9 protein-coding genes are annotated in these 12,474 nt (G+C 68.8%); 1 reads left to right on the plus strand and 8 read right to left on the minus strand.

The features are described from left to right. Positions 1-35 precede the first annotated feature (35 nt). The 8 genes from QMA07_RS02025 to QMA07_RS02060 all read right to left on the minus strand — a co-directional run bounded on the left by QMA07_RS02025 (position 36) and on the right by QMA07_RS02060 (position 10,905). A complete protein-coding gene (locus QMA07_RS02025; RefSeq protein ID WP_290159613.1) occupies positions 36-839 on the minus strand; it encodes a hypothetical protein in 804 nt (267 codons plus the stop codon). 111 nt (positions 840-950) lie between these two features. Continuing rightward, entirely contained in the window at positions 951-2,765 is a 1,815-nt protein-coding gene (locus QMA07_RS02030) for an ABC transporter ATP-binding protein (protein ID WP_290159614.1), read from the minus strand. Further along, positions 2,762-4,693: an ABC transporter ATP-binding protein gene (locus QMA07_RS02035; RefSeq protein ID WP_290159616.1), complete on the minus strand. Its 1,932-nt coding sequence runs from the start codon at positions 4,691-4,693 to the stop codon at positions 2,762-2,764. The genes QMA07_RS02030 and QMA07_RS02035 overlap by 4 nt, the downstream gene beginning before the upstream one ends. A gap of 373 nt (positions 4,694-5,066) precedes the next feature. Further along, entirely contained in the window at positions 5,067-5,564 is a 498-nt protein-coding gene (locus tag QMA07_RS02040; RefSeq protein WP_290159617.1) for a methylated-DNA--[protein]-cysteine S-methyltransferase, read from the minus strand. Further along, positions 5,561-7,060: an AlkA N-terminal domain-containing protein gene (locus tag QMA07_RS02045; protein ID WP_290159618.1), complete on the minus strand. Its 1,500-nt coding sequence runs from the start codon at positions 7,058-7,060 to the stop codon at positions 5,561-5,563. Before QMA07_RS02045 ends, QMA07_RS02040 begins: the two co-directional genes overlap by 4 nt. Positions 7,061-7,212: 152 nt before the next feature. Next, on the minus strand, positions 7,213-8,820 hold the full coding sequence (purH, locus tag QMA07_RS02050) for a bifunctional phosphoribosylaminoimidazolecarboxamide formyltransferase/IMP cyclohydrolase (RefSeq protein WP_290159620.1): 1,608 nt from the start codon (positions 8,818-8,820) through the stop codon (positions 7,213-7,215). 53 nt (positions 8,821-8,873) lie between these two features. Then, positions 8,874-9,461, minus strand: coding sequence for a phosphoribosylglycinamide formyltransferase (gene purN, locus QMA07_RS02055; RefSeq protein WP_290159622.1), 588 nt, complete (start codon positions 9,459-9,461; stop codon positions 8,874-8,876). Positions 9,462-9,504: 43 nt separating this feature from the next. Further along, the gene (locus tag QMA07_RS02060; RefSeq protein ID WP_290159624.1) at positions 9,505-10,905 is read right to left on the minus strand and encodes a DUF6350 family protein; all 1,401 of its coding nucleotides are present in this window, start codon (positions 10,903-10,905) and stop codon (positions 9,505-9,507) included. A gap of 91 nt (positions 10,906-10,996) precedes the next feature. Between QMA07_RS02060 and QMA07_RS02065 the strand changes: the two genes are divergently transcribed. Continuing rightward, the gene (locus QMA07_RS02065; RefSeq protein ID WP_290159626.1) at positions 10,997-12,454 is read left to right on the plus strand and encodes an NCS2 family permease; all 1,458 of its coding nucleotides are present in this window, start codon (positions 10,997-10,999) and stop codon (positions 12,452-12,454) included. Positions 12,455-12,474: the final 20 nt, after the last annotated feature.

The raw sequence follows: 12,474 nt of genomic DNA on the forward strand, positions 1-12,474 counted from the left end.
GGCACCGACCGCCGCTTCCTCATCGGAGGCGGCGGTCACTGCTTGTCTGGCCGCTTGCGCTCGTTCCACGCTGCGATCGCCGACGCGGCGGCACCTGCCGCACGATCGATGGCCTCCGCAGAGCGGCTGAACACGTCGTGCGCGGCGTCCTGCCAGTTCGACGAGGCTGACGGCGTCTCGCCCGCCTGCACTCTCGCGGCGTGCTCGGCAGCCTCGAAGGCGCGCTCGAGGTCGGCGACGGAGTCGCGGTATGCGGCGAACTCCTCGGCGCTGACCCTGCCGGTGGCCGCGCGACGCATCTCGACCGCGTGCGCTGCGGCCCGCAGATACGCCGCCGTGGCGGGCTGTCTGACGTCGGTCATCGCCGGGTACGCGATCTGCAGGCCGGCATCGGTCTCGTAGTTCATCCAGCGCACCACGATCGCTTCATGCTGCGCCTGGAGGCGCTCCAGGGGGCGGGGCGCTGACGCCGCGGGGATGGCCGCGCGCGCGGCGCTGAGGCGCACCTGCTTGGCGCGCACGTCTGCGGCGGCGGCCTTGGCGTCGTTCTCCTTGGCGCGCAGCATCCGCTTGGCGCCGGCGACCTGTTCCTGGGTCGCGCGCCGAGCACTGCGTTCCGCAGAGATGCGCACGACGTCGGCCCGGGCGAGCTTGACCGCCATCCGCCGTTCGACCGCCGTCTGCTGGGCAGCCTTGAGATCATGCCGCGCCGCGTCGTACTCGAGCCGGCGGCCGCTCTTCGTGCTGCGACGGCGTAGCCCGACTGCCCCGGCGGCGACCCCTCCGGCCGCGACGGGCGCGATCCACCACAACTCGACGGCGAGAAGCAACGGATCCATACTTCGATGCTACCCAGGCCGACGCCTCACCGCTCCGCCGTCCCCTCGGCGCACGACCGAGGCCACGACCGATCATCGGTCGTGGCCTCGGTGTTCAGGAGTCGCGCTCGTTCACACCAGGGTCTGCTGCCAGGCGGCATGCAGCTGCGCGAACTTGCCCGTGCCGCTGATGAGCGCGTCGGGAGTGTCATCCTCGATGATCTTCCCGTGCTCCATGACCAGCACCCGGTCGGCGATCGCGACCGTCGACAGACGGTGTGCGATGATGATCGCCGTGCGGTCCTTCAGCAGCGTCTGCAGCGCATCCTGAATCAGACGCTCCGAGGGGATGTCGAGCGACGCGGTGGCCTCGTCGAGGATCAGCACCGCAGGGTCGGCGAGGAACGCGCGGGCGAACGAGATCAGCTGACGCTGACCCGCCGACACACGCCCACCGCGCTTGTTGACATCGGTGCGGTACCCGTCGGGCAGCGACGAGATGAACTCGTCCGCCCCGACCGCACGGGCCGCCGCGCGGATCTCGTCGAGCGAGGCGTCGGGCTTCCCGAGAGCGATGTTGTCGGCGACCGTGCCGCTGAAGAGATAGGCCTCCTGCGTCACCATGACGATGGCCCGACGGAGGTCCTTCGGGTGCAGGTTGCGGAGGTCGACTCCGTCGAGCGTCACCGTTCCGATCGACGGGTCGTAGAACCGGGAGATCAGCTTCGCGAGCGTGGACTTTCCGGCTCCGGTGGTGCCCACCAGCGCGATGGTCTGCCCCGCCGGGATGTCGAGCGAGAAGTTCGGCAGGATCGTCTTCTCACCGTTGTAGCCGAACGTCACCTCGTCGAACTCGATATGTCCTCGCGACTCCCACAGGTCCACCGGCTTCTCGGGATCCGGAACCGTCGGCACCTCCTCGAGCACGCCGGACACCTTCTCCAGCGCCGCCGTCGCGGACTGGTACGAGTTGAGGAACATCGCGATCTCCTGCATCGGAGCGAAGAAGTTGCGCACGTAGAGCACAGCCGACAGCAGCACGCCGACGGTGAGTGCCCCCTCGGACACCCGGATGCCACCCCAGAGCACGACGATTCCGAGCACCAGCGCCGCGACACCCATCAGACCGGGCTCGAAGGTGCCGAACAGCAGCATCGAGCGACGGTTGACGTCACGGTAGTCGCCGGCGATCTTCTGGAACGTCACATCGTTGCGGGGCTCCTTGCGGAACGCCTTGACCGCTCGGATGCCCGTCATGGTCTCGACGAACTGCACGATCACCTTCGCGCTGATGACGCGCGACTCACGGTAGACGAGCTGCGAGCGCGAGTAGAACCAGCGCATCAGGAAGAACAGCGGCACGCCGCCGATCGCGAGGATGAGCCCGGACTGCCAGTCCCATACGCACAGCGCGATGAACGTGAACAGGCCGAACAGCACGCCGGATACGAGCTCGTTCAGCCCGCCGTCGAGAAGCTCCTTGATCGAGTCCAGATCGCTCGTCTGACGCGAGATGATGCGGCCTGACGTGTACGACTCGTGGAACTCCAGGCTGAGGCGCTGAGTGTGCAGGAAGATCCGCTTGCGCAGGTCCAGCAGCACGGCCTGGGTGAGCTTGGCCGCGATGATCACGTACCAGGCGATCATCGCCGCCGCGACGGCACCGGCGAGCAGGTAGATCCCGCCGATCATGAAGGTCGGCATCCAGTCCGCGCGCTCGAGCACGGCGGGCAGAGCCCGGTCGAGCCCGATGCTGATCAGGATCGGGCCGGCGACCTGGAGCGCCGTCGAGATCACGAGCACGATCGCCGCGAGCGCGATCTGCGCCTTGAGGGGACGCACGAGCGAGCCCAGCAGCCGGAGCGACCGACGGCGGATGGCCCGGCTCTCCTCCTTGGTGTAGCTGGAGCGGTCTTCGTCCTGGGTTCCGGTGATCGCGGAGCTCATCGCTGCACCTCCTTCTCGGTGATGATGTCCTGGTCGGCGGCTTCCTCGCGGAGCCCGTCGCGGACGGTGTCTTCGATCTCGGCCTGCTCATCGCGGATGATCGGGATCGCGCCCGTCCGTGCCGCTTCCTCGGCCTCGAGGCTCGAGATGACGTGGCGGTAGTGACGGCTCGTCTTCAGCAGTTCGCTGTGCGTTCCGACGGCGGTGACGCGGCCGGCTTCGAGCAGAGCCACGCGGTCGGCGAGAGCGACCGTCGAGGGCCGGTGCGCCACGATCAAGGCCGTGGTGTCGGCCAGCACGTGTCGCAACGCCTCTTCGACGAGCGCCTCGGTGTCGACATCGAGCGCAGACAGCGGGTCGTCGAGCACGAGCACCTTCGGGGCTGCGGCGACGGCTCTGGCGAGCGCCAGACGCTGACGCTGCCCGCCGGAGAGGCTCAGCCCCTCCTCCCCGATGACGGTCTCGACGCCCTCGGGCAGCGAGTCCACGAAGGCCGCCTGGGCGACGTCGAGCGCCTCGCGCAGCACACGCTCGGCCTCCTCGCTGTGCACGTCGAGGTCGGCGCGCCCCAGCAGCACGTTCTCGCGGACGGTCGCCGAGAACAGCGTGGCGTCTTCGAAGGCCATAGCGATGTGCTGGCGCAGCTCGGCGAGCGGCAGGTCGCGCACATCGACGCCGTCGAGCGTGACCCGCCCGCCGGTGACGTCATAGAGGCGCGTGGGCAACGTGGTCAGCGTGGTCTTGCCACTGCCGGTCAGTCCGACGAGCGCCATGGTCTCGCCCGGTCGCAGCACGAGGTCGATGCCGTCGAGCAGGTCGCGCTCGTGCGCACCCGCATCCTGATATCGGAAGTGCGCTCCCTCGAACGCGAGCTCGCCTCGGGGCTCCGCGATGTGTACGGGGTTCTCGGGGTCGGTGATCGAGTTCGTCTCCGAGTAGATGTCGAACACGCGGTCGGTGGCGGTGCGCGCGTCGAGCATGAACGAGAACAGGAAACCGATCGATTCGATGGGCCAGCGGAGCACCACGGCCATGGCGAAGAACGCGAACAGCTGCGCCTGGTCGATCTCGCCCTGTGAGATCAGCCAGATGCCCGACATCAGGCTGAGGCCGAAGGCGATCTGCGGCATGAGGTCGAGCCAGAACCAGATCGACGCGATCGCGCCGGCTTTGCTCATCTCGGTCTCGCGCAGCGTCTCGGCCTGACGGCTGAAGCGGCCGAGGGCGTGCTTGCCCCGACCGAAGGCCTTGAGCACGCGGATGCCGTGCACGCTCTCCTCGACGCTCGTCGCGAGGTCACCTGCCTGGTCCTGGCTGCGGCGTGTGAGCGCGCCGTAGCGCTTCTCGAAGAGGTAGCCGCGGATCCACAGGGGGATGGCGGTGACGATGAAGATGACGCCCAGCAGCCAATGCCAGCGGAACAGCAGCACCGATCCGATCACGATCGTGAGGATGTTGACCACCAGCAGGACGAGCCCGAAGGCCAGCCACCGTCGGATCAGGCCGATGTCCTGCATCATGCGGCTCAGCAGCTGCCCCGACTGCCAGCGGTCGTGAAACGAGACCGGAAGCGTCTGCAGGCGCGAGTAGAGCTCGGTTCGCATCGTGTACTCGACCTGTGTCGCAGGGTAGAGCACGAACTGGCGGCGCAGCCAGACCATCAACGCTTCTCCGATCGCGAGACCGAACACTGCGAGCGCACCCCAGGCGATGGCGTCGATCGCACCGGTCTGCACCGGTCCGCGGATGATCTGCTCGAGCACGATGGGGATCATCAGGGCGATGATCGCCGCGACGAGCGCGCTGGCGGCGCCTCCGGCGAGCCGCCAGATGACGGGCCTCACGAAGGGCTTCAGACGCCACAGCGCGGCCGGAGTGGAGAGGGAGGAAGAAGGGGAGGCGTTCTGCGATGAAGGCGAGGAAGACATGTCTCTCAGACGAGTTTCGTATGGAAAGCGGTTGCTGAACGGGGCGGACGCAGAAACGGACTCTCAGAGTCCGGCATCCGGTGTGGTCGTGCGTATATCGGAAAGTGGCTCTAGCGGAGCGGGCGCACCGGGGTCGAGCCGAGAGCGGCGATCTGCACAGCGGCGATCGATGTCATGGTGTCCTCCTCAGGGGCTCGGCTTTGTCGTCCCGGTCGGTGCGACAGCCCACCAGCCTATTCCTGTGAACAAGCTGAGCGCAAGAGAGATTCCCGATTGCTCGACGTCGTCTTCCTCTGGCGACATCGCGAGTCGGGGCGCCCGCCCGCGCGACGGGCGTGAGCGCTCCTGCACCGACCGACGCCTCGGCCCCGTCTCACCCCCGCGCGGCTTCTCGTTCCAACAGGCTCGCCTTGACGTCGAGGCCCCACGCGAATCCACCGAGCGTGCCGTCGGAGCGCAGCACCCGATGACACGGCACGAACAGGGCCGGAGCATTGCGGGCGCAGATCGACGCGGCGGCCCGCACCGCACGGGGGTTGCCCAGCCGCGCCGCGAACGAGGTGTAGGTCAACGGCTCCCCCGGCGCGATCTCACGCAGCGCCGACCATCCGGCGAGCTGCAGCATCGTGCCCGTCTGCTTCACCGCAACCGCGTCGATCGCCGAGAGGTCTCCGGCATAGAACGCGAGCGCCGCAGCCGCCGCATCGGTGTCGCTCTCGCGCACCTCCGTGGGTCGACTCCGGGTCGAGAGACGGGCGACGATCGTCGCCTGATCGGCCGTCCATCCTGACGAGAGGACTCGCTGCTGCTCGTCGGCGAGGATGGTGAACGGTCCGTCCGGGGTCTCGACGGTCTGGATGATGGCGTTCATGTGGTCTCCTTCACGAGGGCGGTGGTCTGGGAAGCGCGTGTCCGCCGCACGGGCCGCGCCGGTGCCGCGCGCCAGAGGTGAGCGCTGAGATAGCTGCGCCACGGAGCGGCGCGCTCCGCCCACGCGACGAGCGGGAGCGGATCGCCCGGGAGCCCGGCCGCGGCAGCCCCTGCGCGCAGTGCGACGTCACCGGGGAGCAGCACGTCGGGGTCACCCAGAACGCGCATCCGCACGTAGTCGGCCGTCCAAGGCCCGATGCCCGGCATCGCGAGCAGCGCCGCGCGCTGCTCGACGCCGTCGTCTCCGACCGTGAGCGGGAGCGAGCCGTCGGCGAGAGCTGCGGCAGCTCCGACGATCGCTCTGATGCGAGCCCGCGGTCCGCGCAGCACCTCAGCCCCTCGCTCGGCGATCGCCGACATCGTCGGGAACAGAAGACCGTGCTCCGTGCGCTCCCCCAGCGCATCGGTCAGAGCAGTGAGTGCGGTGCGGGCGGCGACGACCGTGATCTGCTGACCGACCATGGCCCGGATGAGCATCTCATGCGGATCCGCCGAACCGGGCACGCGGATGCCGGGAGTGCGCTCGACGAGTGGAGCGAGCTCCGGGTTCGCGCTCAGAGCCTGATCGACGGCGAGAGGATCGGCATCGAGGTCGAAGATCCGTCGCACAGTCGAGACGAGAGGGGCGAGGTCGCCGAGCTGCGCGACGCGGGCACGCAGGCGCAGTCGCTCCGTCGCGTCCTGCCTCACCTCGAACCACGCGGGTCCGCCCGTCATGCGCAGATGACGCGAGAACGACGCGGCCGTGGCCTCTTCGACCCCCGACACCGCACGGGCCGCCATCCACTGGAAGATGCCGGACGCATCGAGGGGTCCGCGATACGGGAGGACGAGGTCGATCGTGCCGGGAGCAGCCGATGCCGGCATCTTCCGGCGAGCTCTGAGCTCGCCGGGCGTCAGGCTGAACACCTCGCGGATCGTGTCGTTGCACTGTCGGATGCTCGCGAAACCCGCAGAGAACGCGACATCGGAGATGGGCATGTCCGTGCCGACGAGCAGCATCCGCGCCGTGTGAGCCCGATGTGCCCGAGCGAGGGCGAGAGGACCCGCACCGAGTTCGGTAGAGAGCAGCCGAGTGAGGTGCCGTGTCGAATAGCCGAGGCGCACCGCGAGGCCGGACACCCCCTCTCGCTCGACCACGCCCGAGGCGATGAGACGCATCGCCCGAGCAGCGACATCGCTGCGCAGATCCCACGCGGGTGAGCCGGGGGCTGCTTCGGGGAGGCAGCGCTTGCAGGCACGGAACCCCGCCTCGTGGGCTGCGGCGCTGGTCGGATAGAAGGTGACGTTCCGGGGCTTGGGCGTGCGAGCGGGGCAGCTCGGTCGACAGTAGATCCCGGTCGAGCGGACGGCCGTCACGAACTGACCGTCGAAGCGCGTGTCGCGCGCGCTGATCGCGCGATATCGCTCGTCGAAGTCAGTCACGGGGAAGCTCATGGCTCCACTCTGTCATGCACCGCCGACACCGGCTGGCGGGAATCGGACATCGCTGTGGAGCCCAGATCCCGCCTCTGCAGACAGCGCAAGACCCCTCGCACCGGCGTCGGCGCGAGGGGTCTTGGAGGCGCTTCGGCGCTGAGGACGGCGTCTCAGTGGAAGAAGTGGCGCTCGCCGGTGAAGAACATCGTGACGCCGGCCTTGCGCGCTGCATCGACGACCTCTTCGTCACGCACCGAACCGCCGGGCTGCACGATCGCCTTCACGCCCGCGTCGATGAGCACCTGCGCACCGTCGGCGAAGGGGAAGAACGCATCGGATGCCGCGACGGAGCCGGCTGCGCGGTCACCGGCACGCTCGACGGCGAGCCGGCAGGAGTCGACGCGGTTGACCTGGCCCATGCCGACGCCGACCGTGGCGTTGTCCTTCGCGAGGACGATCGCGTTCGACTTGACGGCGCGGCACGCCTTCCACGCGAAGATCAGGTTCTCCATCTCCTCGTCGCTGGGGCGCTCGCCAGAGACGAGCTCCCAGTTCTTCGCCACCGACACGATGTCGTCGGGGAAGCGGTCTGCATCCTGCAGCAGGAGTCCTCCTGAGACCAGACGCACGTCCATGCGCTCCTGCTGCCAGTCCTGCGGCAGCTGCAGCAGACGCAGGTTCTTCTTCGCCTTGAACACCTCGAGGGCTGCGGGCTCGAACGACGGAGCGACGATGACCTCGGTGAAGATGTCCTTGAGGTTCTCGGCCATCTTCAGCGTGACTGTGCCGTTCGCGGCGATCACCCCGCCGTACGCCGACACGGGGTCGCACTCGTGGGCACGGATGTGCGCACTCGCGATCGGGTCGAGGGCGTTCGGCGCGGTGGTCGCGATGCCGCACGGGTTCGCGTGCTTGATGATCGCGACTGCCGGCTTCACCATGTCGTAGGCGGCGCGCAGTGCGGCATCCGCGTCGACGTAGTTGTTGTACGACATCTCCTTGCCCTGCAGCTGCGTCGCCTGCGCGATACCGTGACCGCCGACGCGCGTGTAGATCGCGCCGCGCTGGTGCGAGTTCTCGCCGTAGCGCAGCGTGTTGAGCAGCTCTGCCTGGATCGTGAGGTGGGTGGGCAGGTCCTCGCCCTCACCGAGCGTGCCCTCGGCGAACCAGGAGGCCACCGCCGTGTCGTACGCGGCGGTGTGAGCGAAGGCGCGGGCTGCGAGTTCGCGACGCTGCGTCAGCGTGGTGCCGCCGTTCTCGATGGCGCTGATGATGCCCTGGTACGACTGCGGGGAGACGACGATCGCGACGTTGGCGTGGTTCTTGGCCGCAGCGCGAACCATGGCCGGTCCGCCGATGTCGATCTGCTCGACGACGTCGTCGCCCTCGGCGCCCGATGCGACCGTCTCGACGAAGGGGTAGAGGTTCACGACGACGAGCTCGAACGGCGCGATGTCGAGGTCGGCGAGCTGACGCTCGTGGTCCTCGAGGCGGAGGTCCGCGAGCAGACCTCCGTGGATCTTCGGGTGCAGGGTCTTCACGCGACCGTCGAGCATCTCGGCGACACCGGTGACGGCGGCGACGTCGGTCACCTCGAATCCGGCCTCGCGGATGGTCGACGCGGTCGAACCGGTCGAGACGATCTGCACGCCCGCGCCGGCGAGCGCTTCGGCGAGCACGAGCAGATCGGTCTTGTCGCTCACTGAGACGAGCGCCCGACGCACCGGGACGGTGTCGCGGTCGCGGTACAGCGAATGATCGTGGCGGGGTCCGGCCATGATGGGCTCCTTCGTGCGAGGGGGGCGTGCGTGGATCGGGCAGGGTGCGGAAGTCAGGGTGCGGAGGTCAGCGAGAGCTCGCCGGTCGCGATGCGTCGCACCACGTCGATGAGCAGTCGGCGTTCGACGGGCTTGATGCGCTCGTGCAGGCTGTGCTCGGTGTCGCCGGCGACGACCGGCACCCTCTCCTGCGCGAGGATCGGCCCGGTGTCGACGCCGTCGTCGACGACGATCACGCTCGCGCCGGTCTGCGAGACACCCGCGGCGAGCGCGTCGCGCACTCCGTGCGCGCCGGGGAACTCCGGCAGGTAGGCGGGATGCGTGTTGATCAGCCGGGGCGCGAGGTCGGCGACGAGAGCGGCGGGAAGCAGACGCATCAGGCCGCTGAGCACGACGAGGTCGGCGTTCCAGACGGCGAGCTGGCGGCCGAGCTCTTCGCCCCATGCTTCGCGAGACTCGTGCTCGTGCCACGGAACCGTGAAGCTCGGGATGCCGAACTCCTCGGCGTGGGCGAGGCCGTCGGCTTCGCGGTCGGCACCGACGACCACCACCCGCGCGGGGAAATCGGGGTGGCGAGCAGCCTCGAGGAGGGCGCGAAGGTTCGAGCCGGTGCCCGAGATGAGAACGGCGACCGTGAGCACGCGCCCAGTCTATCGGGGCCGGCGTCGGGGCCCGACCCGCATGTCAACCGACGGGGTCCCCCGGGTCGCGCCTCGGCAGCCGGAATCCCGCCGCGGTGTCGAGCGGCGAGGTGTCGAGCGGCGCAGTGTCGTGGGCGGACGATGCGTCGGGCCAGCCGACCGTCGCCCCATCGGGCGCGCTGGAGACGGCGTCGGAGGCCGTCATCTCGGCGACCCACCGGTCGGTGCGCTCTTCGGCGAGCTCGTCCCGGTTCCGGGGAGACAGCAGCAGGATCGCCGCGCCGAGCAGAACCTCGCCGCCCAGAGCGAGGGCGAACGGCAGCGCCGCCGGTCCCGCTTCGGCGAGCCGGCCGGGGCCCATCGATCCTCCGGCGAGCAGCGCGGCGACCGCAGCGACCGCTGCGGTCAAGGCCCCTATGCCCACAGAGATCACCGCTCGAGGAGCCATTCCGAGAGGCGTACCCTCCCAGACGAGGCGCGAGCGGACAGCCCATCCTGCGAACGCTCCGGCTCCGATCGGGAGGATGATCACGATGAGCATCCAGATCGACGTGCCCTCGGGAAGAAGGCCGAGTACGGGAATGCCAGGGACCACTCCGAGCTGCGTGCCCGCGGGAGACACGGCAGTGCCGACGCCGACCGCGAATCCGGGGCCGGCGAGCCAGGAGGCCGCCCAGACGATGATCGTGGGCAGATAGGCGAGATGCCCGAGCGTGATCACGGCGGCGCCGAGCGCATCGACTCTGGCCGCCTGGAACAGCGCCACCATCTCTCCGCCTCGTGCCGCGACGAGCACCGCGACGGCGACAGCCGAGACGGCTGTGACCCCCACCACGGCGAAGGCTGCTCCGCGGACCGCTGCGCTGGGCACCGGCCCCCAATCGCCCCGCGAATCGACGACATCGTGGATGCGGTCGAGGACGCCGCCGTCACCGTCTTCCCAGGCGACGCGGACCGCCCCGCCCACGGCACCCGCGAGATAGACGGCGGTCGGCAGCAGAGTGCCCTCCGCGACGGACGTCTCGAACGCGGCGAGGTGCGAGGTCAGCGCGACCCCGGTTGCTATGGCCGCGAACGCGAGGGACCCCGAGAGCGTGCCGAGCAGCCAGGCGCCGGCACGGGCTGCACGGGCGCCGGAGCGAGCCGCGAACAGCAGAGTGAAGATGAGGAACGCCAGCGGAGTCACCGAGAGGGTGAAGGCGGCGGCGTCAGGCGCGATGCCTGTGGTGCGAAGCACCTCGGTCGAGAGTTCGACGCTCAGCGGCACCCCGTGGCCGAACTGCCACAGTGACCCGGTGAGCGGCCAGAGGGCTCCCCAGTCGGCCGTGACTCCGAACGAGAGCGTCCAGAGCAGGGTGAGCGGCGCCAGCAGAACCACGAGACCGACCGCCGCAGCGATAGCGGCGTCGAAGGCGGCGAGGAGCGCGACGAGGAGGCGTTGCATATCGAATCGAGACTACGACGAGAACCCTGTCGTCGCCTGGGGGCGCGCGCGACTCGCGCGACACGATATCGTCTCCTGCGGAGGTTTCCCGATGACAACTGCCCCGTCCCCCACCCGCTCTACTGCCGAACCCACCAACGCCCTGGACCGCTTCTTCGAGATCAGCAAGCGCGGATCCACGATCGGCACCGAGATCCGAGGGGGTCTGGTGACCTTCGTCACGATGGCCTACATCGTGATCCTCAACCCGATCATCCTGTCCGGCTCGACCGACGTCGCAGGCGACACCCTCGACTTCAGCGCCGTCGGCGCCGCGACCGCGCTGACCGCCGGTGTGATGACGATCCTGTTCGGTCTCATCACCCGCCTGCCCTTCGGCTTCGCTGCGGGCCTCGGCATCAACGCCTTCGTCGCGTTCTCGGTCGTCGGCCAGGTCACCTGGCCTGAGGCCATGGCGCTCGTCATGATCAACGGCCTCGTGATCGTGCTCCTCGCGGCCACCGGCCTGCGGAAGATGATCTTCGACGCCGTCCCGTTCCAGCTCAAGATCGCGATCACTGTCGGAATCGGCCTGTTCATCGCCTTCATCGGCTTCGTGAACTCGGGCTTCGTGACCGCCACCGGGAGCGCATCCCCGCCGGTCGGTCTGGGAGTCGGCGGCTCCGTGGCGACCGTCCCGACCGTTCTCTTCATCGTCACGCTCATCGTCACCGGCATCCTGGTCGCCCGCAAGGTCAAGGGCGGGCTGCTCATCGGTCTCGTCTCGGGCACGGTGCTCGCGGTGATCGTCGAGGCGATCTGGCACCTCGGTGCCGCAGCAGACGGCAACGCCGGAGGCTGGGGGCTGACGGTCCCCACGCTCACCGGCTCGCCGTTCGGCCTGCCCGACCTGAGCCTGGTCGGCGCGGTCGACTTCAGCTTCGACTTCAGCAAGGTCAGCCTCGTCGCGATCGTGATGATCGTCTTCACGCTGGTCTTCTCGAACTTCTTCGACGCCATGGGCACCATGACCGGTCTCGCGAAGGAAGCCGGTCTCGCGAACGAGAACGGCGACTTCCCGCGCATCAAGTCGGCGCTGGTCGTCGAAGGTGTCGGCGCGATCGTCGGTGGTGGCACCTCGTCGTCGTCGAGCACCGTGTTCATCGAGTCCGGAGCGGGTATCGGAGAGGGTGCGCGCACCGGCTTCGCGAACCTGATCACCGGTGGCATGTTCCTGCTCGCGATGTTCCTCACACCGCTCACGTCGATCGTGCCGACCGAGATCGCCGCCGCGGCGCTGGTGATCGTCGGAGCCATGATGATGGCCCAGATCAAGTACATCGACCTCACCGAGTTCAGCGTGCTGCTGCCGGTGTTCCTGACGGTCACCGTGATGCCGCTGACCTACTCGATCGCCAACGGAATCGGCGCCGGCTTCGTCAGCTGGGTGCTCGTGCAGGCGTTCTCCGGCAAAGCCAGGAAGATCAGCCCGCTGCTGTGGGTGGTCGCCGCCGGTTTCGTGGTGTTCTTCGCGCGCGGCCCCATCGAGGCGTTCTTCGGCGTCGCCTGAGCGGCGCGAGACGAGAGAGG

Origin of the sequence: Microbacterium sp. APC 3901, assembly GCF_030407765.1 — a bacterium.
In the GTDB taxonomy this organism is placed as follows: Bacteria; Actinomycetota; Actinomycetes; order Actinomycetales; family Microbacteriaceae; genus Microbacterium.